This window comes from Spirosoma daeguense, assembly GCF_054776875.1.
On the sequence record NZ_BAAHBF010000005.1, the window covers coordinates 605,038 to 629,818 of the forward strand.

21 protein-coding genes are annotated in these 24,781 nt (G+C 46.5%); 13 read left to right on the forward strand and 8 right to left on the reverse strand.

What is annotated here, in order from left to right; genetic code table 11:
* The first annotated feature begins 12 nt into the window (after positions 1-12).
* From ACYVD4_RS18805 to ACYVD4_RS18840, 8 genes are all read left to right on the forward strand, one after another.
* Positions 13-747 (forward strand): (Fe-S)-binding protein, encoded by a 735-nt coding sequence (locus tag ACYVD4_RS18805; RefSeq protein WP_460948488.1) that lies wholly within the window; start codon positions 13-15, stop codon positions 745-747.
* A gap of 14 nt (positions 748-761) precedes the next feature.
* Positions 762-2,138, forward strand: a complete 1,377-nt coding sequence (locus ACYVD4_RS18810) for a lactate utilization protein B (RefSeq protein WP_460948489.1) — start codon at positions 762-764, stop codon at positions 2,136-2,138.
* The gene (locus ACYVD4_RS18815; protein ID WP_460948490.1) at positions 2,135-2,719 is read left to right on the forward strand and encodes a LutC/YkgG family protein; all 585 of its coding nucleotides are present in this window, start codon (positions 2,135-2,137) and stop codon (positions 2,717-2,719) included. Before ACYVD4_RS18810 ends, ACYVD4_RS18815 begins: the two co-directional genes overlap by 4 nt.
* A gap of 162 nt (positions 2,720-2,881) precedes the next feature.
* Positions 2,882-3,439 (forward strand): GNAT family N-acetyltransferase, encoded by a 558-nt coding sequence (locus ACYVD4_RS18820; protein ID WP_460948491.1) that lies wholly within the window; start codon positions 2,882-2,884, stop codon positions 3,437-3,439.
* A 228-nt stretch (positions 3,440-3,667) separates the two neighbouring features.
* Positions 3,668-4,075, forward strand: coding sequence for a DoxX family protein (locus tag ACYVD4_RS18825; RefSeq protein ID WP_460948492.1), 408 nt, complete (start codon positions 3,668-3,670; stop codon positions 4,073-4,075).
* A gap of 221 nt (positions 4,076-4,296) precedes the next feature.
* Positions 4,297-6,726, forward strand: coding sequence for a TonB-dependent receptor (locus ACYVD4_RS18830; protein ID WP_460948493.1), 2,430 nt, complete (start codon positions 4,297-4,299; stop codon positions 6,724-6,726).
* A gap of 245 nt (positions 6,727-6,971) precedes the next feature.
* A complete protein-coding gene (locus ACYVD4_RS18835) occupies positions 6,972-7,298 on the forward strand; it encodes a hypothetical protein (RefSeq protein ID WP_460948494.1) in 327 nt (108 codons plus the stop codon).
* Positions 7,299-7,468: 170 nt separating this feature from the next.
* Positions 7,469-7,900: a nuclear transport factor 2 family protein gene (locus ACYVD4_RS18840; RefSeq protein ID WP_460948495.1), complete on the forward strand. Its 432-nt coding sequence runs from the start codon at positions 7,469-7,471 to the stop codon at positions 7,898-7,900.
* Positions 7,901-8,095: 195 nt separating this feature from the next.
* On the opposite strand, the gene ACYVD4_RS18845 is transcribed toward ACYVD4_RS18840, so the two are convergent.
* Positions 8,096-9,784 (reverse strand): GH39 family glycosyl hydrolase, encoded by a 1,689-nt coding sequence (locus ACYVD4_RS18845; protein WP_460948496.1) that lies wholly within the window; start codon positions 9,782-9,784, stop codon positions 8,096-8,098.
* A 125-nt stretch (positions 9,785-9,909) separates the two neighbouring features.
* On the opposite strand from ACYVD4_RS18845, the gene ACYVD4_RS18850 reads away from it, so the two are divergent.
* Positions 9,910-11,472: a glycoside hydrolase family 43 protein gene (locus tag ACYVD4_RS18850; protein WP_460948497.1), complete on the forward strand. Its 1,563-nt coding sequence runs from the start codon at positions 9,910-9,912 to the stop codon at positions 11,470-11,472.
* 183 nt (positions 11,473-11,655) lie between these two features.
* On the opposite strand, the gene ACYVD4_RS18855 is transcribed toward ACYVD4_RS18850, so the two are convergent.
* The 5 genes from ACYVD4_RS18855 to ACYVD4_RS18875 all read right to left on the reverse strand — a co-directional run bounded on the left by ACYVD4_RS18855 (position 11,656) and on the right by ACYVD4_RS18875 (position 18,490).
* Positions 11,656-13,035 (reverse strand): glycoside hydrolase family 88/105 protein, encoded by a 1,380-nt coding sequence (locus ACYVD4_RS18855; protein WP_460948498.1) that lies wholly within the window; start codon positions 13,033-13,035, stop codon positions 11,656-11,658.
* Between the two features lie 220 nt (positions 13,036-13,255).
* The gene (locus tag ACYVD4_RS18860) at positions 13,256-13,999 is read right to left on the reverse strand and encodes a hypothetical protein (RefSeq protein WP_460948499.1); all 744 of its coding nucleotides are present in this window, start codon (positions 13,997-13,999) and stop codon (positions 13,256-13,258) included.
* A 143-nt stretch (positions 14,000-14,142) separates the two neighbouring features.
* A complete protein-coding gene (locus ACYVD4_RS18865; RefSeq protein ID WP_460948500.1) occupies positions 14,143-14,700 on the reverse strand; it encodes a hypothetical protein in 558 nt (185 codons plus the stop codon).
* Positions 14,701-14,729: 29 nt separating this feature from the next.
* Complete coding sequence (locus ACYVD4_RS18870; RefSeq protein WP_460948501.1) at positions 14,730-17,141, reverse strand: TonB-dependent receptor; 2,412 nt, start codon at positions 17,139-17,141, stop codon at positions 14,730-14,732.
* A 200-nt stretch (positions 17,142-17,341) separates the two neighbouring features.
* Positions 17,342-18,490: an SGNH/GDSL hydrolase family protein gene (locus ACYVD4_RS18875; protein WP_460948502.1), complete on the reverse strand. Its 1,149-nt coding sequence runs from the start codon at positions 18,488-18,490 to the stop codon at positions 17,342-17,344.
* A gap of 633 nt (positions 18,491-19,123) precedes the next feature.
* Here ACYVD4_RS18875 and ACYVD4_RS18880 point away from each other — a divergent pair.
* Both ACYVD4_RS18880 and ACYVD4_RS18885 read left to right on the forward strand, forming a co-directional pair.
* The gene (locus ACYVD4_RS18880) at positions 19,124-19,537 is read left to right on the forward strand and encodes a hypothetical protein (RefSeq protein ID WP_460948503.1); all 414 of its coding nucleotides are present in this window, start codon (positions 19,124-19,126) and stop codon (positions 19,535-19,537) included.
* Positions 19,538-19,625: 88 nt separating this feature from the next.
* Entirely contained in the window at positions 19,626-20,066 is a 441-nt protein-coding gene (locus ACYVD4_RS18885) for a LytR/AlgR family response regulator transcription factor (RefSeq protein ID WP_460948504.1), read from the forward strand.
* 22 nt (positions 20,067-20,088) lie between these two features.
* On the opposite strand, the gene ACYVD4_RS18890 is transcribed toward ACYVD4_RS18885, so the two are convergent.
* Complete coding sequence (locus ACYVD4_RS18890) at positions 20,089-20,853, reverse strand: NrtR DNA-binding winged helix domain-containing protein (RefSeq protein WP_460948505.1); 765 nt, start codon at positions 20,851-20,853, stop codon at positions 20,089-20,091.
* 198 nt (positions 20,854-21,051) lie between these two features.
* Here ACYVD4_RS18890 and ACYVD4_RS18895 point away from each other — a divergent pair, with 198 nt between their 5' ends.
* Together ACYVD4_RS18895 and ACYVD4_RS18900 are read left to right on the forward strand one after the other, a co-directional pair.
* Positions 21,052-22,671, forward strand: a complete 1,620-nt coding sequence (locus ACYVD4_RS18895; RefSeq protein ID WP_460948506.1) for a carboxylesterase/lipase family protein — start codon at positions 21,052-21,054, stop codon at positions 22,669-22,671.
* Positions 22,672-22,934: 263 nt separating this feature from the next.
* Complete coding sequence (locus tag ACYVD4_RS18900) at positions 22,935-23,288, forward strand: hypothetical protein (protein WP_460948507.1); 354 nt, start codon at positions 22,935-22,937, stop codon at positions 23,286-23,288.
* A 179-nt stretch (positions 23,289-23,467) separates the two neighbouring features.
* On the opposite strand, the gene ACYVD4_RS18905 is transcribed toward ACYVD4_RS18900, so the two are convergent.
* Positions 23,468-24,736 carry an asparagine synthetase B gene (locus ACYVD4_RS18905; protein ID WP_460948508.1) on the reverse strand — a complete coding sequence of 423 codons (1,269 nt, stop codon included), beginning with the start codon at positions 24,734-24,736 and terminating at the stop codon, positions 23,468-23,470.
* Positions 24,737-24,781: the final 45 nt, after the last annotated feature.

Consider the following 24,781-nt stretch of genomic DNA (forward strand, 5'->3'; position numbering starts at 1 on the left):
TCTGAATTTTCTATGAAAGTTGGTTTATTTATTCCCTGCTACATCGATCAGTTTTATCCACACGTAGCCATGGCTACGTTGAAACTTCTCGAAAGTGTTGGCTGTGAGGTCGATTATCCGCTTCAGCAAACCTGCTGTGGTCAGCCAATGGCTAATTCGGGTTTTGAAAACCTGACGCATGGCTGCAATGAAAACTTCGTGCGAAACTTTGCCGGATACGATTATATCGTTTCGCCGTCGGGAAGTTGTACACTGCATATCAAAGATCACCTGCACGCCGACAACGAAACCGAAGCCACAACGATTCGTTCCCGCATCTATGAACTGACCGAGTTCCTGACCGACGTAGTGAAAGTGTCTTCACTGAAAGCTACGTTCCCTTATAAGGTTGGTCTGCACCAGAGCTGCCACGGCCAACGCGGACTCGGACTGGCGCAGATGTCGGAACGGATGCTGTCACCGTTTTCAAAACCGGTTCAACTACTCAATATGGTTGATGGGCTTGAACTGGTTCAACTCGACCGTCGGGATGAGTGCTGTGGTTTTGGCGGTACGTTCTGTGTAACGGAAGAAGCGGTATCGGCCAAAATGGGTAAAGACCGAGTGGCAGATCACCTTCGTCATGGCGTAAATTACATTACCGGCGTCGACGTATCGTGTCTGATGCACATGGAGGGAATTCTGCGACGGGCCAACTCCAACGTGAAGGTGAAGCACATTGCCGAAATTTTAACCGCTACGGTCTAAATCAACGTATCATTATGAATCAGCTTAATTTAGACCACGCTTCGGCCTCTACTGAGTTCAACAAAAACGAACCCCGCGTTAACTGGCACGATGAAACGCTCTGGTTCGTCCGCACAAAACGGGACCGGGCCGCCGTTCAGGTACCCGAATGGGAAGAGTTGCGGGAGGCTGCTTCGCAGATCAAAAACCACGTATTGTCGAACATGCACGATTTGCTGGTGCAGTTCGAAGAAAATGCCAAACAGAACGGCATTACAGTACACTGGGCTGCCGATGCCGACGAACATAACGCCATTGTACACGGCCTGATTCAGAAAGCGGGAGCCAATCAAATGGTGAAATCGAAGTCAATGCTGACCGAAGAATGTCACCTCAACGATTACCTGACGCGGCATGGTATTGAAGTGATTGACAGCGACTTAGGCGAACGTATTGTACAGATGCGTCAGGAGCCGCCTTCGCATATTGTTATGCCCGCTATTCACCTGACGAAGGCCGATGTGGGCGAAACCTTTCACGAGCATCTGGGCACCGAAAAAGGCGCAACTGACCCGCAATACCTCACCGAAGCCGCCCGCCAGCACTTGCGCAGTACGTTTCTGACGCGTAAAGTGGCGCTTACGGGCGTAAATTTTGCCATTGCCGAAACAGGCGGTTTTGTGGTGTGTACCAACGAAGGAAATGCCGATATGGGCGTTCATCTGGCCGATATGCACATTGCCGCGATGGGCTTCGAAAAAATCATTCCGAAAGCCGAACATCTGGGCGTTTTCCTTCGCCTACTTGCTCGTTCGGCAACAGGGCAGCCCATTACTACGTTCTCCAGCCATTTCCATAAACCTCGTCCGGGTCAGGAAATGCACCTTGTTATTCTCGATAACGGACGCAGTCGTCAACTTGGCCGGGCCGATTTCCGGAATTCGCTCAAGTGCATTCGATGTGCCGCCTGTATGAATACCTGTCCGGTTTATCGACGTTCGGGTGGGCATAGTTACCACAGCGCGGTGGCTGGGCCAATCGGGTCGATTCTGGCCCCTAATCTGGACATGAAACTCAACGCCGACCTGCCTTTTGCATCGACGCTCTGCGGTTCATGTTCGAACGTTTGCCCGGTTAAAATCGACATTCACGACCAGCTTTATAAGTGGCGGCAGGTACTCATGAAAGAAGGATACGGCCCCAGCGGAAAAGGCGCAGCCATGAAAGCGATGGCTACTGTACTCGAATCACCCCGCTTATTCCGCATGGCCGGAAAAATTGGACGAGGAGTGCTACGTTTCTCACCGGCTGTAGTCGAAAATCGGTTCAATCCCTGGTATAATCAGCGCGAAATGCCCGCACCTCCATCCGAAAGTTTCCGCGACTGGTACGTTAAAAACAAGAAATCATGACCTCCCGCGAAAAAATTCTGGCAAGTATTCAGACCAATCAGCCAGCACTACGTCCGTTGCCCGAAACGTTTACGTTTACGTCGGTTTTCCCCGATTTGACCAAACAGTTCATCGATATTCTGACGTTTGTGGGTGGAAAAGCTGAATTGGTTGCCGATTATGAGGCTATTAAAAACCACATTCAGGAGCATTACGCCGGTATTCCTAACGTAGCAACCACCATTCCTGAACTCGCTTCGCTGGCCGATGCTACGTTAGACGTAACGGACCCGCACGATCTGGCAAACCTGAATCTAACCATCATCGAAGGACCAATTGCAGTAGCTGAAAACGCAGCTATCTGGGTCGATGAGGGTCAGCTTCCGCAACGAGTAGCGCCGATGATTACGCAATATCTGGCAATTGTTATTCGGGCGTCGACTATTGTTCCGAACATGCACGACGCTTATAAACTTATTACTGTTGATACAACGGGCTTTGGTACGTTCATTTCCGGCCCTTCTAAAACAGCCGACATTGAACAGAGTTTGGTGGTGGGTGCCCACGGAGCCCGCTCGCTTACGGTGTATATTCTGCCTTAGATTATCTTTCGCACAAAAGTTTATCAATCTCAATTACAACCAATTATAGGAGATTTTCCGATTAACGTGTGCCATCAACCAAAACCCAAAATTCTGTTGGTTTTGATTGATGGCACTAACTTTTACAGACCATTCACCAATTTCTAACATACGCCAGAGTATATGAGACTGGAAACAAACAGATTAGCCTTAAGAGATTGGGAGCTGAACGATATAAATGATCTGGAAGAAGGACTAAATAACCTTGACGTATCAAAATGGTTAGCCTTTGTTCCGCATCCCTACACGATTGCTGATGCCGGAAAATGGATTCAGTATTGTCAAAAACAGGCAACCAGCGAAACGACCCGATCAGTCTATCACTTTGCCATTGAGCTTAAATCAGAGAAAAAGATCATTGGCGGGGTGGGTATCGATAAAATAAACTACTATCAGGGCACTGCCGGTGGAGGCATTTGGTTAAACGCCAACTATCAGGGGCTGGGCTATGGTACAGAAGCCTTTGGCAAACGTATCGAATTTGCTTTTGATGAATTAAAGTTAAGACGGCTTGAGAATGGTTATTTTGTAGCGAATGCTACGTCATTGAAAATGCAGGAGAAGTTTGGCTATAAAGTAGAAGGGTTACGAAGAAAAGCTTTCATGAGCATGGCTACCGGTGAAATTATGGATGAATATATCACTGGCCTATTGAAAGAGGAATGGGTGAGAGCGCTGTAATTCAAGGCTTTGAGTTGACTATTCAGGCTATTTTGATGATCTAAAAAGAAACGTTGACTTGTTTATTTTAAGGGTCGACAAGCCAGAGTTTCGGGACGTAGCGAGTATCATCTGCCGCCTTCACCTAGGATTCAGCAATTAAAAACGGGCATTCAGCTATCTTCATTTCCAATGATAACCAGCTTGCCCGACTTTTAGCTGGTTAATCCGGAATCAATGAATTATTACATGAAGAATTCAAGTTGGCCAACATATGCCGATGTCTGGCTACTATTGCTACGTATTGGTGTGACTGCTACTATGCTCACGCACGGCATTCCCAAATTAAACAAAGTGATTGCGGGAAATTTTGAATTTGGAAATCCAATCGGTATCGGTGAGCCGGCTTCACTAATCTTCGCTACGTTTGCCGAAGTTGTCTGCTCGGTTCTGGTATTGCTGGGTTTATGGACTCGACTAACCGTTATTCCGCTGGCGTTCACCATGCTGGTCACCATTTTTTTTGTGCACATCAGCGACCCTTTCGGCAAAAAAGAGTTACCCCTGCTCTACCTGTTCATCTACACTACGTTATTTATTTTCGGAAGCGGTAAATATTCTTTAGATGCTACGTTAGGCAACAAGCGCAGACGATAAAGACACGTATTACTTTTTTGCAAATTAAACTGGTAGATGAAGCAGTGTCGGCTCTTTAACTGATACTATACTTCATCGCCAGTTTTTGTCTGTTATTTGGTATGCAGACTTGATTTTAACGAGATACAGAAGCCTATTCGAATGGCACTAGCCATTATTTCTTTACATAACTACGTTCCTATTTCCTACCCTGCTGGCTTTGCCACTATAACTGTTTAACCATGAAGGGACTTTTTACCCTATTCAATTTTCTGATAACTCTTTTTCTTCCGGTATTCTTATTCGCCCAGACCGGACCAACGGCAGGGCAAACCCGAATTCGGGGGTCATTTGTCGATGAAGAAAATAAACCCATTCCTTTTGCGTCGATTGCCCTTTATCAGAATGGTGGTTCGAAACCCATTTCAGGCGCGGTTTCTGACGAAGCAGGAAAATTCGAATTGGTAGCCAAACCGGGAAATTATTTCCTGAAAATCAGTGCGGTTTCTTATCAGGAAAAGACGATTCCCGACATACACGTAACGAATCAGGATGTTCAGCTTGGTGCATCGGTGCTGAAAACCAGCACCAAACGACTGGAAGAAGTGGTAGTTGTCGGTGAAAAAAGCCAGATGGAACTGTCGCTCGATAAGCGCATTTTCAATGTCGGTAAAGATCTGGCAAACGCGGGTGGAACAGCTTCGGATATTCTCAAAAATATTCCGTCGGTAGCCGTCGATGGTGAAGGAAATGTGAGTCTGCGTGGCAGCAACAGCGTTCGAATTCTGATCGACGGAAAACCCTCTGGACTGGTCAGTATCAAAGGTGCCGCCGGTTTGCAACAATTGCAGGGCAGTATGGTGGAGCGGGTAGAAGTAATTACGAACCCATCGGCCCGTTACGAAGCCGAAGGTATGGGTGGTGTGATTAATATTATTCTGAAAAAAGAAAGAAAAGAAGGCTTCAACGGCTCATTCGACATCATAACGGGCTATCCAACCAATTTTGGAGCAGCCGCCAATGTTAATTATCGCCGTAAAAACCTGAACTTTTTCGTCAACTACACCGCTGCTTTTCGTAACACACCCGGCCGAAATTCGCTTTATCAGGAAACCTACAGCAACGACACTACGTTTGCCTACCGCCAAAGCTCAACGCATCAGCTAAAAGGACAAAACAACAACGCCCGCGCCGGTTTGGATTATTTCTTCTCGCCCAAAAGCATCCTGACGGCTTCGTACACCTGGCGACTCAGTAAAGGCAAACGTTTCTCCGATATTCAATACCTTGACTATAGACCTAATAGTAGAAACGTATTACAATCGTTCACAAACCGGACACAGGACGAAACCGAAACCGAACCAAACTCAGAATATTCAGTAAGCTGGAAAAAAACCTTCGCTCGTGAAGGTCACGAACTTACTGCCGACGTGCGCTATCTGGACAACTGGGAAAAATCGGATCAGATTTTCGCACAACGCACGTTTCAACCAGACGGTACTCCCTCTACCAGTGTTCCAAGCACGTTGCAACGGGCTATTAACGACGAAACCGAAAAGCAATTGCTGGTGCAGATCGACTACGTTCGTCCGTTCAAAAAAGACGGCAAACTGGAAGGTGGACTACGTAGCAGTACCCGCAACATGACCAACGATTACAGCGTAACGCAGCAAAATGGCGATGGAAGCTGGTTTCCATTGCCAAACCTCACCAACGATTTTCTGTATGAAGAGCGAATCAATGCCCTTTATGGCATTGTTGGGAATAAGCTGCGTAAGTTCTCCTATCAACTCGGTTTACGGGCCGAAATGACCGACGTAACCACTACGTTGAAACAAACCAACGACGTAAACCCACGCAGTTACACCAACCTGTTTCCGAGTGTGCATGGTACGTATGATCTGCCCAAACAGCACGCGATTCAGGCCAGTTACAGCCGCCGGGTTCGTCGGCCACAGTACAACGATTTGAGCCCATTCATGACCTTCAGCGACAATCGGAATTTCTTCAGCGGCAACCCCGATCTGAACCCGGAATTTACCGACGCTTATGAACTGGGACATGTCAAATACGTAGAGAAAGGCTCGTTTAGCTCGTCGCTTTATTATCGGTACACAACGGGTAAGATTATCCGGATTCGGCGTGTCGATGAGTTAGGCAACTCGAATACGCGCCCCGAAAATCTGGCGACCGAGCATTCGTATGGTGCCGAAGTTACGGGTTCGTATGCGATAGCGAAGTGGTGGAAACTAGATGGAAGCGCCAACTTTTTCCGGGCGATCACCAACGGTGGCAATCTGGATGCCAGTTACCAGAGTGATACGTATAGCTGGTTCACCCGCCTGACGTCGCGGATTACGTTCTGGAACAAGACTGATTTCCAGATGCGGGGCAACTACGAAGCTCCTCAAAAAACGCCACAGGGTACGCGTCAGGCAATTGCTACGTTAGACTTATCATTTAGCAAAGACGTACTCAACAACAACGCAACTATTGTACTCAACGTGCTCGACGTGTTCAATTCGCGCCGGTATCGAAGCATCACCGAAGGGGCTAATTTTTATACGGAAAGTAATTCACAGGGTCGTTTACGGCAGATCAATCTAACATTCAATTACCGACTACATCAGGCTAAGAAAAAAGCCAAAGATCCATCTGACGGCGAGTTTTAAGAGTTTTTACCACCCCCAACCCCCTCCTGATTCAGGAGGGGACACGCCGAGACTGACTTGTTCCTATATTCTAAACTTGAATTAATGGCAGCTGGTGGTCTTTAAGAAAGCCCCCTCCTGAATCAGGAGGGGGTTGGGGGTGGTAAACTCCATTTCTTAAACAAAGTATGCCCTAGCAACGTTATTTGGCAGATGCGATCAACGTATCCGGAGCTTTGCTCTGTTTGAATGTATACTCATCTGTTATGAAAACGAACTGGTTTTTAACAATAGCTCTTTGTGGAGCATTAACAACGGGCGCATTTGCTCAGGACGACGCGGCTGTCCGCGCAGAACGTAAAGAAAAAACACGCGAAGATGTAAAGCGTGTAGGTGATAAAGTTGAAAATGGTGTTGCCGATGGAGCTCACGCGGTTGGTACCGCCGGTCGAGCCACGGGTAAAGCTGTAGGTAAAGCTGGAAAAGCAACCGGCAATGCTGTAGCAACGGGAGCCAAAGCAACCGGAAAAGCCGTCAAAAAAGCGGCTAAAGCAACGGGCCGCGCCGTAAGTGGCAAAGAAAACGAACAATAGCCGAGCCTATTTATTGAATCAAGAGCGATGACTTTCTGGTTATCGCTCTTTTTTGTTTTGTACGAGGCCTATTTACGGTAAAAAATGGGCGTTTGTCCTTTTGCTTAAAAGCAATACCTGACTAGGTGAGTCAGAGAATACCTCAACCATAACGTTTATCAGGCATGTACATGAAAACCATTGCGCTTACACTTATCGCTGTTTATAGTATGCTCACAACAAGTTTTGCCCAATCGAAAGATGATGCTGCTGTTGCTCAGGCTGTTGAGCAATTCCGTTCGCTACTCGTTGACCCCGACAAAGCTAAATTAGAAGCCATCACCGCCAAAGAACTGAGCTACGGCCACTCGAACGGTAAAATCGAAACGCAGACCGATTTTATAGACGCTTACGTAACAGGCGCGTATGACTTCAAATCCGTTACGTTGACTGATCAGACTGTTACGGTTGTTGGAAATACGGCCGTAGTACGGCACAAGCTCGCTGCTGAATCGCAGGACAGAGGCAAGGAACTTACTCAGGTAAAACTGGGCGTAATACTAGTTTGGGCAAAAGAAAAAGGAAGCTGGAAGCTTTTGGCTCGGCAGGCTGTAAAAATCTAACGTAGTACTAAAAAATAAGCCCATCAGAAGTCTGATGGGCTTATCTGGCAAAACCTATGATAAAACGTATAGTTCAAAATTCACGATTGTTTTTGATCAAACTCTCCTGAACTCACCTGCCTGATTATCAATCCCATTAAAAAAACAGAGTTTATTTTAATTCACCTATTGTTTATCGAACGATTGATACCTCTCCTACCAATCCATTTTTAGTAACGAAACGCCCTGCCGGGGCAACGTAATCGCAACGGTTGCTGTGCCTGATGCTACGTTTAGTTTCTTCGATTTTCCGATAGTTTGCAGTTGTCCGGCTTTTTCTAACTGAGCAACTTGCGCGGTTGTCGGCTGTTGGGGAGAGCCCATTTTCTTCCAGACTTCATACGAGTTACTATGCTCGTTATCAATCCGATACTCGGTTAGTGTTACGTTACTGGAAGGCAAACCCGTTATGGTCACCTGAATAGGTTCTGCTACGTTCTGCCGATCTTCGTCGTGATAATTCCAGACCATAACAGTCGCTGTTTTTCGACCTTTACTGGCCAATCCTCCAATATCGGTTTGACTGCTACGTATGCTGGAATCGACGGTCGTTTTCAGATTATACATTCGGTTACTTTCTACCTTCACTCGCTGGCCGCTCATTTTTCCGAACATTCTGAACACATTCAATACAGGTTTGTCGACGCCGTTGGTGGCTAAATCGCGAAACCCGGCAAACCAGGGCTGATTCTCGAACTCGAATGACCATGAAACTGCGCCGTGCAGATTCAGTCCAAACTGATCCATCAGGGCATATTTCCGGGCAAACGAAGCGGCCGTATAACTCGAATACATCGTGCCATTTCGGTACGCATTTTCGGGATTCGTCATCATTCCGCAAGCGGCACAACCTTCGGGGTCCGATTCGCCAATCACAATCGGAATCTGTTTTAGTTGCGGATATTTAGCGATGACGCCAAAATGATTGGCGATGTTACGTAGCTGAACACCCATGTTCATCACTACGCGGCCATCAACTACTTTTGGCGAACCTTTGGCGTGAAAAAGAATCAGGTCGAGCGGGGAGCCGATCTTTTTTGTTACGTAGTTGGTATCCTGCAAACAGTGTTTTAAAAACGCATCCAGAAATTTCGTAGCGCCACCCGTAGCATCACAACCGCCCATTTTAGCCGTTGGCAACGCCCGTTTCACGGCATCGGCGGTATAGTCGTAGAGTTTAAAATACTCTTGCATGGTGCCTTTCCAGTACATAATATCCGGCTCGTTCCAGAGTTCCCAGTACCAGCTTTCGACTTCTTTTTTACCGTATCGTTCGGTACAATGTTTCACCCATTGATAAACGAGTTCTCCCCATTTTTCATAATCTTTTGGCGGATAGGCCCATCCGGTAGCGATTTTATTGTAAGGGTCGCCCGGCCTCCAGTCGTGTTTATAGGGCTGTGGTTTGCTCGATAACGCTTCGGGCATAAAGCCAATCTGCGCTAATGGTTTCATGCCCCGTTGCACATACGTATCAAAAATCTGATCGACAATTTTCCAATCATAAACGGGTTTACCAGTCGCATCTTCGGTATAGGCATTGGTAGAACCCCACTTGAGCGCCGGTGTGCCATCGCCCGTTGTCAGTAGGTTATGCGCCCGCACAAAAACCGGTACCGGGCTTAATGCAGCTATTTCTGAGAGCAGTTTTTTACCATCTCTCATGTAGGTAAAATTGGGTTCGTCGTAACCAAACCACGCCCAGATCGGTTTCATTGGCCCGATTTCGGTATTGAGATCAACCTGCAGGTGAGCTGGTGACGTAGCAGGTAAGGGTTGCGACTGAACAGCCGACGAAACAAGTAATCCAATCAGTAGGGTAATTAGTAGACGTATGTTGTGCATTGTGAATAGGAATCGGAAGGATTGATACGTTGCCTTTCTCAAGCATAAAATCCAGCTAGCCTACTCTTTCAATGCATCCCAAGTTGCCACCAAAACCCATTATCTTCGCGAAACCTCTTGCTCGAATGCGCTACATTCCTACCCTTCTATTCGTTCTTTTTACAGTAACGGCCCTCGCTCAACCGATTTTCAAGCAGAACAAACCAGTTACTACGTATCAGAATCCAGTCATTGCTGGTGACTTTGCCGACCCGTCCATTATTCGTGTTGGTACTACGTACTACGCAGTCGGCACGTCGTCGGAATGGGGGCCAGCTTATCCTATTTATACGTCTACGGATCTGGTCAACTGGCAATACGTTGGTCCCGTTTTCAAAAACCTGCCCGAATGGACAATGGGAAGTTATTGGGCACCCGAGCTGTTTTACCGGAATGGTTTGTACTACGTTTATTATACGGCCCGACGGAAATCTGACAAGCGTTCTTTCATTGGTGTAGCCACTACGCGCGATCTTCGTGAAGGGTTCACCGATAAGGGGTTGATAATCGAATGGACCAGCGAGGCCATAGATGCTTTTATTATTGAAGAAAACGGCAAATTGTTTATTACCTGGAAAGCGTACGGTCTTGACAAGGGCAAAGACATTGAAATACTAGGCGCTGAGTTGTCCGCCGATGGCCTAAAAGTGACTGGTAAAGAATTTATGCTCATTAAAGCGGACCGAAATACGTGGGAAGCTGGCGGAGCCGAAGGGCAGGCAATTTTCAAACGGGGGCGTTATTATTACATGACCTACTCAGGCAACTCCTGTTGCGGTTCCAATTGTAACTATCAGGTTGGTCTGGCGCGTGCCGAAAAGCTTCAGGGACCTTGGGAAAAATACGCCAAAAATCCGGTCATGGTCAGCGACAATAATTGGAAATGTCCGGGCCACGGAACGGTAGTAGAGACGCCCGACGGTCGTTATTTTTACCTGCACCATGCCTATAACGGTGTCGATTTCACGAATGTGGGTCGGCAAGGATTGTTGAGCGAACTGGTTTGGGATGATAAAACCCAATGGCCCGCTTTTCGATATGGAACGACGGCTCCCGCTCAGGCCGAATCGCCCTTCGGAAGCGTTCAGAAAAAAGGACAGGATTTACGTTTTGACTTTAGCGGTACTACGTCTGAAGTTCCGTGGGTATGGGATGTAAGTCAGACAAAGCCATCGTTCAGTGTTAAAGATGGGCAATTGCAACTGGCTGGTACTTCGACTGCTACGGGCAGCTTTCTGGGTCTGGTTATTCCGAAAGGAACCTACAAGTTTTCGGCAGATGTCAATCCAGAAAGTAATTTGCTACAAAGTATCTGCTTATATGGCGATGCTGATAATGCGCTGGGACTGGGTGTACGGAAAAACGCGCTTGAGCTTTGGCAGGTGAAAGAAGGAACGAGAACGGTGCTGAAAACACAACCGTTACCTGAAAACACAGCAAATATTACGCTACAGCTAAATAGTCAGTTTGGAAAATTCCTGAATTTTGGCTGGCTCGGGAAAGACGGAAAATTTACGTCGATGACCGAGACAGTTACAGACGGGTCACAACTTCCCCGCTGGGATCGGGCACCCCGTATCGGCGTCAGTGTAGCTGGACAATCGTCGGCTACAAGTCATATTGGTTCCCTACAATTGCAGTATAAGTAGGGCTATAGTGTTTATACTGCAAAAGCTCAGATACCCGTCAAAACACATTGATTTTGACGGGCACCTGAGTTTAAAACAGGATCAACTTAAATCGTTTTTAGAGTCGCTTTTGCGTATGAACCCCACCCTAAATCCCTCCCTACGGGGGAGGGATTTAGGGTGGGGTTCATACGTAGAGATAAACTATTTCTTCAGCAAAAGCTGTAGCGAACTATCGTTTATTTCGAACGAATGTTTCTTCAGCATATTAATTACCTCAGCACCAGCCAATAATGCAGGCCCATAACCGTGAGCGGCATACGTATTGATTGGTCGGTGGTAATAAAAAGCGGGATCGAATCCCATGCCCGTTCCTACGCAAACGCCTTCAACCTGCCCTTTGTCAGTCACTTTGGCAGCAACCGCGTTCCAGCCTAGCAACGTAGCAGGCGCATAGGCTAATGGATCGAGCCAGCCCTTGTTGATGGCCCGCGCAAACGAGTAAACGTAAATTGCCGTGGCCGATGTTTCCAGATACGAATCGTGCTTGTCGAGAAGCTGGTGCCAGAATCCCGAACCGGATTGTTGAGCCGCCAAGCCCTTCGCGTGTGAACGTAGCAAATCCAGAATCGCTGGTCTACCGGGGTGATCTTCGGGCAATACGTCGAGTAGTTCAACGGCTGTCAAAATGCCCCAACCATTGGCCCGGGCCCAGTGAAATTCAGGATGTACGGTCATGCCCTCAACCCAACCGTGCATGTATAAACCTTTCTGCGGATTGAACATGCGTTTGGCAAATTGCGTCACCTGCTTCACCGCTTCGTCGTAGTATTTCCGTTCGCCGGTTAGCTTGCCCATTTGTGCCAATGCGGGCACACTCATAAATAGATCATCGAGCCAGAGCGTGTTAGGTTGCGGTCGATTCCGTGCCAACGTACCGTCGGGCAGTCGAAATTCCTTGGTCTGAATGTAATCGATGTAATTGTTAATCAGCGGACGTAAATCTGTTTTTATACCGCCAGCACGACCCGCTTTAATCATAGCCGCACACATGGCACCAGCATCGTCGAGCGCATGAGGGGCCAGCACCGAACGCATGGGTGTATTGGCATGTGGATCAGCCGTTACCTGCGCCCGAAAATAAGGAACCTGCTCGGCAATGAACTTAAGTCGTTTGTTGGTATAATCGGCATATTGAGCATCGCCGGTGGCTTCGCTGGCGAGCAACATACCCATGTACGTAACGCCCCATTCGTAGCTGATCAGCCGAAAATCGCCGGGTTTAAAAATGGCATTGGGATTGAACGTACCAGCCGAAGCGATCTCTTTTTTTGTCTCCTTATCAATCAGTTGCGTTGGCGTATTAGCCTCCAAATACGTATAGATTCGACGTAGTACGCCTGTTACATCCGCAACGCTCGGCTGACCATATGGAACCGGATAATCAGGCTTCAGCAGATGAAGCGGAGTTGTAGAATCGTTCGCTTTTGGCTGCTGTGCATAGGTAGCACCAGCCAGAAATAAACCAGCCAGCACACCAACGTAATGAAACGTCGACGTATAAAAACGTAAAAAAGAGCACATAAAATAGGTTTGACGTTAGGTGAGTTGTTACGTATCGTTACGTTCTTTAACGAGAACAATACGTTCCATTTTCCAAAGATGAATGTTTTCAGCCTATTCTCAATCCTGCTCCCTCCTGTTGCTTATTTGGGCTACGTCAAACTTCAGTAATAGGTAGTGTATCAACAAAAAAAGCCACAGAGAATAAACTCTGCGGCCCATTTTCACCAAACAAATAAGATCAGTCAGGTAGATTATATGCTTGTTTTACCGATGCATAATTGTTGAAATCAACAGTCCCAACCCGGCCACCAGGCGTACTTCCGTTTACGATGACAATACGATACTGCGGCATCGATGCGAAATAACTTCTAAATTCGGCAGCCGTTTTTCCTGTTAATTCAGAAATGGCTGTGCCAGCGGCATTTGTGGTATAGCCATGCACGGTGAATCGCAGGTAATTCACGCCCAGATAATCGTGCGAGATTTCGTAAAGGAAGTAATCTTCTTCGCGATTGGTAGTACGACCCGGTATTTTTATATGACCCAGTGCATTTGCCGGATTGATCAGCTCCTGTAACTGCACCTGAGAACCACTCAATACTGCCCGATTTATTTTGAAATAGATATAGACAACCGACTTATCGAGCACGTCTTTGGTCAACGTAGCATTAGCCGTTGAGTTATCGTTTCCGATATAAAATTCTTTATTGTCAGGCGTTCTATAATAGCTGCTGCTCAGGTCAACAGTTTTCCAGGCGGTGTAAACGACGTTAGCGTTTCCTGTTGCTCCCGCTGGTCCGGTAGCTCCAGCTACACCAGAAGCACCCGCCGGGCCAGTAGCTCCAGTGGCACCCGTTGCGCCGGCAGGACCAGCCGGGCCAGCAGGACCTTGTGGACCTTCGGGGCCTTTACAGGAAACAACAAACAGCAGCAATCCGGCTACTACACTAAAAGCAGAATACGAAAAAAGGGAGTTAGGCATTTTCATAGTGCTATAAAAATTAATATGCCTAATTAAGACGCACAATATACCATGAAGTCATTTTTCCCTTCCATAAATGGTTACATCTAGAGTAGACTTAAATTGTTATAGCAACAAAAGTCTGTCATGGATCTAAGAGAAGCTTATTGAACAACAACGTTGAAATCGGTATTCAAGTCGTCGGTTCCGGGCGTAGGTGTGCCGTTTTTCGAGGCAGGCTGATGCCGTAGCCGCACGTTAAGTTTGCCGGTAGCCGCAGCATTTGTTTTCAGATCGAATTGTAAACCAACCGGGTAAGGACCGGGCGAGGGATTAGTATCTTTATCGGTATATGTTATAGTGAGTAACGTAGTAGATGAGGGTGTATATACGAGCAAATGCTCGTTCTGTTCTTCTTTAATTTCAGCACTTACATCAAACGTTGGCGTTTTTGTTTTGTCAGTTAGTTGAATGGTGCCCGTATACGTAGTGTTTGCTTTCAGCGTCAACGTTGCCTTACTAAAATCGGCGCTCGTATTCAGATTATCGATAGTAGCCGAAACAATTTCGCTGGCATTTGCTTTGTTCACCAGCCGCAACGTAGCAGTGGTTATCGCTTCGTTATCGTCGGTTGGTGTTACGTTCTCTTCGGATTTTTTACAGGCACCTGCCATCATAGAGACGGCTAATACAAACCAGATGGACTGTTTGAGAGATTTCATAGCTTCTTGATTATCAGGTAAAACAGAAATTAACTACGTTGAATAATTGAGAAAGGGAGTTTTATCTTGAGGCTGATGTTCCGACCCGGCTCATCGGCGAAATACCGGAACCGATTCAGGTAATCGCGGTATGCTACGTTCGCCAGATTCGTACCACTTAGAATCACGCTCATCGGTTTATTACCAACCTGCGCCGTAAAACCGACTTCAGCACCTAACAAAAAATAGGCGGGTGGCGGTGGAGCAAAATCGCCGGTAAAAATGAGCTGGCCGTTTTCCTGCCGGGTTGTTACTGCTGGTGCCCGATTCTGACGTGCTACGTACAAGCCGCTTATTGATACGTATAGATTAGACACTTTAGTCTGTTGCTTCGTTGGGAGGTCGTACCGTAGGCTGTTGTCAGATCTATTAGGCGGAATAAAAACGAGGTAATCGTTTTCGGTCTGGTTGCGCGCAAAAAGGAGTGAATTTTTCGATGTGAGCGTTAGTTGCTCTGTCAGCTTATACGTAATACTGGCGTCGACACCCTGAAACAAAGCCCGCACCTGTGTATACGTGTATGACGGAAAAGCACCCCGTTGCCGAACCAGCGGAACAGAGTCGGGTTTGAGATAGATATAGTTGTGAATCAGATTATTGTAAACACCGATTTCGCCACTCAACCGCTTTCCGGCGTAAGCCAGCACAAGGTTCGCATTATACGCCTGTTCGGGTTTGAGGTTTGGATTGCCACGTTCGTAGGCAACGGCGCTCTGGTGAAGGCCATTAGAATATAAATCCGCTACGTTCGGTGCACGCCAGGCCGTACTAAGATTAGCCGTCAGCGTTAGATCGGGCCGAAGCTGGTACGCAGCGCCAAGCGAACCGTTTACATTTTGCCAGTTATGGGTAGTGTTATATGGCTTTTTCGTAGCCTCGTCGAGGAAGTAAGCCCGGAGCCAGCGGTAATCGTAGCGAAGCCCAGCTTCCAATGTCCAGTTTCCAATGGCGTATCGTTCGATGGCAAAGGCACCAATATTATAATTACGGAAATTAGGAATCAGAAACAGGTACTGTCGAACATTTCCCTGCGTCATGGTATTGATACCCGCACTCCCCGACCAGCTTCCGTTATGTGCCGTTTTCAGAGTTCGGTGTTCCCAAACCAAATCGGCAGTATGGGTTATCAATTGCAAATACAGTTCGGGATTCGTTGCTCCGCTGAACGACACAAAATCATATTCCCGGCGTGTATTCTGCTGACGAGCAACTGTTGCGGTCAACGTACCACCTCTAGCGGAGTGCCAATACGTTCGTAGCTTAAGTAACTCATGCTGAACATCCTGATACGGTCGTTTCAAATCATACGAGAAACCGGGCTGAGACAGTGGTTGCGAGCGATTGATGGCTGCATATAAGTCCGTTAAGCTACCAACCTGCGCCCCCGTAAACAATCCAACTTTCGTATCTACACGACTGTAAAACAGCTCGATACCCAAATTTTCGTGTTCATAATGAACATCGCCGGAGAAGTTGTTTTCGTGATAACTGGTGTTTTCCAGAAAATAATTCGGCGTTTGAACGTAACCCGAGCGTTTCAGGGTTCCCTGTATTCGCCAGCTCAATCCTGCCAGCTTTGGCCCAAATGCCCCCTCCAGCAAGCCAGACGTAACACCCATTCTGCCATTGGTGGCACCTACTACGTTCAGTTCACCTCTTACACCAGATTGGGCAGGCATGGCTTTAGGCTCTATTAAAATCACTCCGCCAATGGCATCAGAACCAAACCGGATACTAGCCGCTCCTTTAATTACGGTCAATCGTGAAGCCAGAAACTGGTCGACCTGCGGAGCGTGTTCGGTGCCCCACTGCTGATCTTCCTGCCGAACGCCATTATTTAATACAATGATGCGATTACTGTAAAGCCCGTGAATAACTGGCTTCGAAATACTTGGCCCCGTCTGAATTGAATACAAGCCGGTAAGTGCTTTCAGACTTTCGCCCAGCGATTGCCCCCGGCTCTGGTCGAGTGCCGCGCCCGACAAACTGACCTGTGTTTGCAAGAGTTGTTGTGCTTCAGAACGGTGCTCGGTTACGTTAACGGGATCTAGATTTACACCTTCGGGGGTAAGCGTTACGTTACGTATTGAATCAGTAGGAATCTGAATCGATTGAACAACGGAGAGAAAACTGATATATCGATATTCGATGGTATAACGGCCTGCACACAGATTGCCCAACTGATATCGTCCGAGCGAATCGGAAACGTCCCCCTGCCCTGTTTCCCGAATAAGAATGGTTGCGCCTGGCAAGGGTAAGTTGCGCTCACTACTGGTAATAGTGCCCTTTAACGTAGCAACGCAATTCGTTTGCTGCGCCCGAACGCACTGTGCTGCTATTAACACACAGAACACTACGTTGACCAGTAGAAATCGGGGAAAATGAAATTGATTCGTAAGCATTCGTCTGAAGGCTTAAAATCCTTACAAACAGCCACTTTCAACTATCTGAATAAGAATCTTCGCCTTGTCCTGAATGCAAAACTACAACTCTTGCAACATTGTTGCAAATTAAAAACAAAAACTGCTTTTGTTTAGCTCTAAAGCGATATTGTATTCCTACAAGGTTTTGAAAAAGAGTAGTTATGGGCAATCCGGCTATATTATTTCTTCTTCATTGCAACTTCAGCACTGCCCTGCACCATTTTAAATAGCTCATTACCAACACGCTCGTTTACCATTGCACTGGCATGCCCATCGTTACGGCCAACTACTCGTTCGGCAGGTGCCAAATCGCCAATTATCTTTCCAACTTCCAGCACAGGCACGTTTTTCTGGCGAAAGAAATTGACCACTGACCGAGTATATTCAGCCGACTTGTCGAGGTTATTCATAAATGGAAACAACACCACATATAGACGAGCATGATGCTGTTGTGCATAACTTATAAACTGATTAAGCTCCGCAAGATGCGCTTTTGTAATGGTTTCTGTGCCGTAAGCTCTCCGGGCGTAGTTGTCGAATGGCGTAAAGTTTCCGTGCGGAAATTGCCAGTACAAATAATTGAGAAGATACGATTTTCGAAAAAATGGCTGCGCAAGCCGGGGCAAGTCAGTATAAGGCGTAAATACCGCTGGCACAATCCCGTTTCTGTGCGCAACTTTCTCAATATCATTAGGGAAATATTGTAAAATTAGCACGTCGGGCTTTATCGGAAAGGATGCCAATCGTTGGTATTCATCACCTGTCTCGGAGCCTAATTGGCCTAAGTTATAGGTTACATATTGTTGATTTCCGAGTTTCTTTCCCAAAATATCTCCGAAACGCTGATCCACTTTTTCAAGACCATGCCCTGCCGTAAATGAATCGCCAATAAGTAATACCTTTTTCTTGCCAAGCGTATCAGTTTTAAGCGAATCACGATAGTTATCAGGTGTTACAGGTTGCCAGTGGCGCTCAAACCAAATGTGTGAAGCTAGTGTCATTCCTCCTTCCTGGCTTTGTTCAATAAACATAAAAGCCATTTCGATTGCTACCGACAAAATAATAAGCGGCATAACTACTGTAACCATGTTCACCGCCAGTTTGGGTGCTTTCGAATTCTTGACGACTCCATAATAATAAAGCCGCATTAATTCGATAACCAGCAGCACAAGCAAACTACACTTTATTAACCTGACGTAAATGTTATCTAATAAAGTTTTGGCTGGATAATCAAAACTGACGTTAAAGTGGTCGCCGAAATATAACATAAACGTCAGAAAACCAAGTAGGAACAACCGGATGCTGCCCGCTATAATCTTTGACTGCATTGAATTATGACTAGAAGAAGGTTTTAATTACTTAATCAGCATCGTATCCTTAAATCAATTTTGTGCTTTACGATACAGGTTAATTATGGAGTGCTTTTATGTTGTTTTAGCTAAATGAATCAAAGTAAACGACATCATCTCGAAATAATAATAACGTATACTTTATAGAGCTATCATAACAAAAATTAACCCAAAGCTACCCAGAAATTATACAATTTCAGCACTAGATAATTTTATATTTCCCTTAAACATCTCTGTACCACGCATATGGCTAATTTCACTTTACTGAGCGGTATGCGCAAATTATACCAATACGTTCGTAGGTAACTCATTTCCTTTTAAGCGAGCTGTGTGATGATCAATCTACACAGTTACTTTTTCGACTATCTTTTTTGCAAATAAATATATTATAGGCTTGCTCATTGCTCATCAAAACTGAACTGTTTCTATCTACTATCAGGAATACTGGCCTACTATTTGCTCGCTATTTAGTAAGTGCTCTATCACGTTTTCGATTATTACTGTTTTCACCATTCAATGCTTACTCGCTTTAAATCTCATCGGTATTTTGGTTTTGCAGTTACGAATCTGTTAATGCTCGTTGCCTTGTCTGCTTCTGCTCAAAAGATTCGTATGTCCGAACTCTTAACCTTTATGCGTTTACCGGCCAGCCAGTTTGATTCATGCATGTTTCAGAAAGGGTTTGTATGCTATCAAAGTGCGGGCGGATTGAACGGATGGACTTGCCTGTTTGCTTATAATAGCAATACGTTGTTAACCAATCCGGCCACCGCTACTGGACTCATGCAGTATTCGCGAAATTCCCGTTCCGATCTGTTGGTTTATCAGGTTCATTCTAAAGCTGAGTACGATGCGCTCCAAAAAGAATTGATTCAACTTGGCTATACAGTTGAACCAGTGGCAAATGATCGTAATACGTATATCCATGAAAAGACGGTGGTTACATGCCAGCAAACCGACCTTTCTAATGGTATTTCCGGCAACTACAAGGGCTATACCATTTCGTTGGCCAATCTCCGCTACTAACTGGTTATTTTCAACCTTTAATCTATCGGTCTAAATCCAGACCGGAGTTGAGTTCGTATACATTATGTCCGTAACAAACTCAACACAGATGACTTTTTATTTCGAGCAATCAACCCGGTTATCGGCCGAGTTGCTGACCTATCCACCTATCAGTATACTTATACCCGACATAGGTCGTCAGTCTATTCCGTTGGCCGATTTAGTCTACATCGAAGCCCAGGAGAGCTATTCAGCGTTTCATGTGAATGCAGAAAAGCGATTTCAACTGGCACGCCCATTAAAATATCACCACGATAAGCTACCGCCTTACTGGTTTATTCGTATTCATCGCAACTACGTAGTAAACCGTCGGTATGTGGAGCGCCTAGACAGTACGGATGAAGGCTATTGGATTCATTTATCAACAGGTCTGTCTTTACCCGTTGCCCGCCGTCGCTGGCGGGATGTGTGTGAACAGATGATGGGCGATCTTCCTCAAAATATCCGTTCGCTTCGAGCTTTTTTTAACGTCCCTAAACGTAGTGAATAAGGGCTATTTTGCACATCTATTGTTACTCACTCGATCTGGTCGAATTTCCGAAACGATAGAGATAAGGTGCTTTGTGTGCTCCACCACTGTATTTTTTGTCCAGCCTTTCAAGAATGCCCGAACTAAGAATTTTACGCTGAAACCCCGATCGGTGTAGTTTCTGCCCCAGAATTGTTTCATAAAGATTCTGAAGTTCAATCATCGTAAAGGTTTCGGAGAGTAACGGAGCAGCCCAGCGATTGAAGCTAACCAGATTGTGATCCAACGTAATACGTAGCGTTTCTAAAGCTTTCTGAACCATTGTTTCATGATCCTGCATCAGGCTGGGCAAATTTACTACGTCATACCAGTTGCAGGTATCCGAAAGTACGTCGGGAGTGGGAATCGCTTTGGTAAAGTCAACAAGTGCGTAGTAGCCAACCGATACAAACCGACGTAGCAACCAATGATCGTCTGCGAGGGGCACTCCTTTAGCTTGCAAAATTGCCGTCATGGGCGCTTTAGCCGCACCATAACGTGCGTAATCGCCAAACACATAATATTGCTCCAGATAAATATCATGCAAACCCGTTCGTTCGGCCAGAATTCGGCGCGCGGCATCATTCAGATTTTCCGTGGCCCGGATAAATCCGCCCGGCAAGGCAAACAAGTCTGTATTCTGATATTCGAGCAGTAAAACCTTTAACTGATTTTCATGAAACCCGAAAATGACCAGGTCGATAGCCAGACCTGTCAAAAAACCATACCCAGCCGGATCACTGACTTTCGGAGTCGGTTGTTCACCCATACGTTTTTGATTTCGTGCAAATAACAAAATTTGCTACTCTGAGAGTAACAACTTATTATTGTAACAAATTGATACAATAATAAAACAGTTTTTAATACGTAGGTCGATGTAATGCGTTTTTAAACAAATTGCGGCTAGTTTCTGGCTTCTTTCTGTCCATAAATGCGCTGTTTCGGCAAACTCTAAACCGCAAACCGTATGAAAATTTCGCTTCTGCTTTTGCTGGTAACAGCGCATGCGTTACCAGCAGCTCTGGCTCAGACCCGGCCACAGGTAAAAACGGTCAATGGAACTGTAGAAGGTGTCACCGAAACCAGTGGCATCCGGGCTTTTAAAGGAATTCCTTTTGCTCAACCTCCTGTTGGCGACCTTCGCTGGAAAGAACCCCAACCGGTTAAAAACTGGCAAGGCGTTCGTAAAGCCGATCATTTCGGCCCTCGCGCCATGCAACGCCCCATCTTTGGTGATATGGGCTTCCGGTCGGATGGCATGAGTGAAGATTGCCTTTATCTGAATGTCTGGACACCGGCCAAGTCGGGTAAAGAAAAACTACCTGTGCTGGTTTATTTTTATGGTGGAGGTTTTGTGGCGGGCGACGGCTCTGAAGCGCGTTACGATGGCGAAAGTATGGCACAGAAAGGCATTGTTGCCCTAACGGTCAATTACCGGCTAAACGTTTTTGGCTTAATGGCGCATCCTGAACTGACCAAAGAATCGGGCCATAACGCATCGGGCAACTATGGCTACATGGATCAGGCGGCTGCGCTACGTTGGGTACAGCAAAATATTGCCGCTTTTGGTGGCGATCCTAAAAAAGTGACCATTGCGGGTGAATCGGCCGGGTCTATTTCGGTAAGTGCGCAAATGGTGTCGCCACTGGCTAAAAATCTGTTCGCAGGTGCTATCGGCGAAAGCGGTTCTTTACTCGGCGGAATGCCTCCTGTTCCGCTTTCCAAAGCCGAAGAAACGGGGGTTGCTTTTATGAAAACAGCAGGATTAAATTCATTGGCCGAATTGCGGGCCATGCCTGCCGACAAATTGCTTGAAGCAACAGCTAAACCCGGTGTTCCGTGGTTTTCATCCGCTATCGACGGTTACTTTTTCCCAAAAGCTCCGTTAGCCATTTTCGAAGCTGGCGAGCAATCACACGTACCGCTGCTGGTTGGCTGGAACTCGCAGGAAATGAGCGGTCAGGCTATACTGGGTAAAGAAGCGGCTACGCCGGAAAATTATACAGCCGCCGTAAAAAAACTTTACGGTGAACAAGCCGACGAAGTCTTAAAATTATATCCGGCCAGCACCGAAGAAGAAGTTTTACAAGCTGCTACAGATTTAGCTGGCGACCGTTTTCTGGCTTACAGCACCTGGAAATGGGCTGATATGCAAGCTAAAACCGGCGGCAAACCTGTGTATCGCTATTATTATTCTCGTCCTCGCCCAGCTATGAAGCCGGAAATGGGGAACGTAACGGCTGGTTTAGCTGGTGGTGTTGTAAAAGCCGAAGGACAAGCCCCAAAACGCCAGCCCGACCGGGGTGCCGTTCACTCGGCCGAAATCGAATATGCCATGGGCAATCTGGCCAGCAACAAAGTATATGACTGGACACCCGACGATTATAAGGTATCGAAAACCATGCAGGAGTACTTCGCCAATTTCATTAAAACGGGCAATCCGAATGGTTCAGGTCTGCCAAACTGGCCTGCCGCCAATAGTGGCAACAGCGTTCAGTATATGCAGATTGACGTGAACACGCGTCTGGAAACAGAAAAAAATCGGGGACGTTATATTTTCCTTGACCAGTCTTTCAATAAAAAATAATACGTAGTGGATTTAAACATCGCCACTACGTATAAAAAAAGGTTCGGGCTTAGCGGTCCGAACCTTTTTTTATTATAAACTCAATTCAAGTTGCGAGATTAGTTTGTCCTTGTACAACGGAATACCATTCCGTTGGGCTGATAGGGCCGCCCACTTTTTTAGAAGCAGAAGCATTTCGCAACTTGAGTTATATAAACTCAGTATAACGTAGCGTTGTAAATACTTCGTTTATCAGAGACGTATCACTCTATTCAACTTTTGTTATGAAAACTCTTCTCGTGATTTGCCTGAGCCTGTTTTGGGCTTCGAAAAGTATGGCCCAGCTTTTTGTCAATGATGTTCCTATCGACACACTGAATACATCTTTTTGTCAATTAACCTGCGAAAATGCAAGCGGTCTATCGAAAGCGCGAATTATGATTGATTTTGGACAGAACTACGTCGACAACGGTATATCTCGGCAGAAGTTTATGGATGCCGACAGAAAGCCTATTACGTTCAATTCCAGTATTGATGCGCTTAATTTTATGATTCGTCACGGCTGGGAATTGTCGTCGTTCAAGATGCGGGGCGATACGTACGTTTATTTATTACAACGCCGGAAATATCCAAAATAGAACATCGTGCTACGTGTAAGTGGTGTCGGTTTCTCAAAACCGACACCACCACAGAAGGGTAACAAATTGATGCAAATCAAACATTTCGGACAATACTAGTTCTCAAACCCGACACCACTATGTCTCAACCACGAAAACGCACCAAATAAACCTTACTACGTAGCAACTATAAAGTAGCACTACGTTTTGCGTTTTTTCTTCCGCGCCGATGGAAACAGTACGTTGTTCAGGATGAGTCGATAACCCGCCGAATGTGGGTGCAGATTCAGGTCGGTAGGATTTCGGAAACCTCCCCCGCGCGAACCTTCGGGGTCGTGCCCGCCGTAGAATGTCCACTGGCCGCGCCCAGATTCGCCATAAATGTATCGGTGCGATGATTTCCCTTCGCCCATCACCAGACTGCTTGGTTTAACCGCACCTTTTCGGAAAGCTGTTGTTTGCCCAAAAAACTCCTTGATGATGTTTTCGTGATTCTGGGTCAGCATGGCCGGAATGACATCCCATTTCGCCGAAAAGTTAAACAGTTCGAAATAGCCGCTGGGCTGATCGAAACCACGTCCGCCCGACGAGTTGATGTCGGAAAATGTCGAAAAGCCCCGGTAACCGTTGTCGCCTTCGAGTGTGAAATTGCCAAAGGCGAAGGTTTTACTAAAATCAAGTTTTCCCTGCGCATCTGGGTCTACTCCGTCGCCATCATAACTACTTCCCACAATATCCACGCCTTCGGCTGCCAATGCAATGTCGAGGGTTTCGGCGGCCGAACACATGGCAAATAAATAGCCTCCGCCTGCGCAAAACTCTTTGATTCCTTTTGCTACGGCCAGCTTCATCTGCGACACCTTCTGAAAACCGTATTTATGTGCAATATCTTCCTGCGCTTTTATATCGGCCACAGACATCCGGTGCATATTTCGCCCAAACTGTCCCGTAAAATCTTCGTGGTGCAAATGAAGCCAGTCATATTTGGGCAAATCGCCTTTCAACACTTCTTCGTCATAGACCAACTCATACGGAATTTCAGCGTAGGTAAGCACCAATAATACGGCGTCGGTATTTTCGAACTCGGCAGGACCAACTTTTACGGGCGAATAGACAATAATTTTAGCCGCTTTGTGCAGCGTCACTACGTTCATATTCACGTCGGGATTGTTGATCTCGCTCCGAATAGAAGCCGCCTGTGCATCGGAAATGGTTTCGAACGATACGCCCCGCACCCGACATTCGGTTTCGATAGACGTAGCATATTTGACCAGAAAACTTCCTCCCCGGTAGTTTAGCAGCCAATCTATCTCCATATCGTCTTTCAGAATTTTATAGGCAATGCCATACGCTTTGAGGTGATTGGCTTGCTGATCGTCCATCGGAATCAGGATGGAGCTGGCCCAGCCAGATGTTGCCTGACAGATCACAGCCAGAAATACCAGTAAAAAAGATAGGTGCTGTTTCATTACGTACCTTATTTTTGATCCAGGACTCACGAACTCCAGACCGAA

Bases quoted from the DNA above. Each gene is read 5' to 3' on its own strand.
- ACYVD4_RS18820 (WP_460948491.1), top strand. From the start codon at position 2,882: ATGAGACTGGAAACAAACAGATTAGCCTTAAGAGATTGGGAGCTGAAC.
- ACYVD4_RS18835 (WP_460948494.1), top strand. From the start codon at position 6,972: ATGAAAACGAACTGGTTTTTAACAATAGCTCTTTGTGGAGCATTAACA.
- ACYVD4_RS18860 (WP_460948499.1), bottom strand. From the start codon at position 13,999: ATGCCTAACTCCCTTTTTTCGTATTCTGCTTTTAGTGTAGTAGCCGGA.
- ACYVD4_RS18810 (WP_460948489.1), top strand. From the start codon at position 762: ATGAATCAGCTTAATTTAGACCACGCTTCGGCCTCTACTGAGTTCAAC.
- ACYVD4_RS18905 (WP_460948508.1), bottom strand. From the start codon at position 24,736: ATGAAACAGCACCTATCTTTTTTACTGGTATTTCTGGCTGTGATCTGT.
- ACYVD4_RS18845 (WP_460948496.1), bottom strand. From the start codon at position 9,784: ATGCACAACATACGTCTACTAATTACCCTACTGATTGGATTACTTGTT.
- ACYVD4_RS18875 (WP_460948502.1), bottom strand. From the start codon at position 18,490: ATGCAGTCAAAGATTATAGCGGGCAGCATCCGGTTGTTCCTACTTGGT.
- ACYVD4_RS18850 (WP_460948497.1), top strand. From the start codon at position 9,910: ATGCGCTACATTCCTACCCTTCTATTCGTTCTTTTTACAGTAACGGCC.
- ACYVD4_RS18880 (WP_460948503.1), top strand. From the start codon at position 19,124: ATGTCCGAACTCTTAACCTTTATGCGTTTACCGGCCAGCCAGTTTGAT.
- ACYVD4_RS18840 (WP_460948495.1), top strand. From the start codon at position 7,469: ATGAAAACCATTGCGCTTACACTTATCGCTGTTTATAGTATGCTCACA.
- ACYVD4_RS18900 (WP_460948507.1), top strand. From the start codon at position 22,935: ATGAAAACTCTTCTCGTGATTTGCCTGAGCCTGTTTTGGGCTTCGAAA.
- ACYVD4_RS18830 (WP_460948493.1), top strand. From the start codon at position 4,297: ATGAAGGGACTTTTTACCCTATTCAATTTTCTGATAACTCTTTTTCTT.
- ACYVD4_RS18805 (WP_460948488.1), top strand. From the start codon at position 13: ATGAAAGTTGGTTTATTTATTCCCTGCTACATCGATCAGTTTTATCCA.
- ACYVD4_RS18815 (WP_460948490.1), top strand. From the start codon at position 2,135: ATGACCTCCCGCGAAAAAATTCTGGCAAGTATTCAGACCAATCAGCCA.
- ACYVD4_RS18865 (WP_460948500.1), bottom strand. From the start codon at position 14,700: ATGAAATCTCTCAAACAGTCCATCTGGTTTGTATTAGCCGTCTCTATG.
- ACYVD4_RS18885 (WP_460948504.1), top strand. From the start codon at position 19,626: ATGACTTTTTATTTCGAGCAATCAACCCGGTTATCGGCCGAGTTGCTG.
- ACYVD4_RS18825 (WP_460948492.1), top strand. From the start codon at position 3,668: ATGAAGAATTCAAGTTGGCCAACATATGCCGATGTCTGGCTACTATTG.
- ACYVD4_RS18855 (WP_460948498.1), bottom strand. From the start codon at position 13,035: ATGTGCTCTTTTTTACGTTTTTATACGTCGACGTTTCATTACGTTGGT.
- ACYVD4_RS18870 (WP_460948501.1), bottom strand. From the start codon at position 17,141: ATGCTTACGAATCAATTTCATTTTCCCCGATTTCTACTGGTCAACGTA.
- ACYVD4_RS18895 (WP_460948506.1), top strand. From the start codon at position 21,052: ATGAAAATTTCGCTTCTGCTTTTGCTGGTAACAGCGCATGCGTTACCA.
- ACYVD4_RS18890 (WP_460948505.1), bottom strand. From the start codon at position 20,853: ATGGGTGAACAACCGACTCCGAAAGTCAGTGATCCGGCTGGGTATGGT.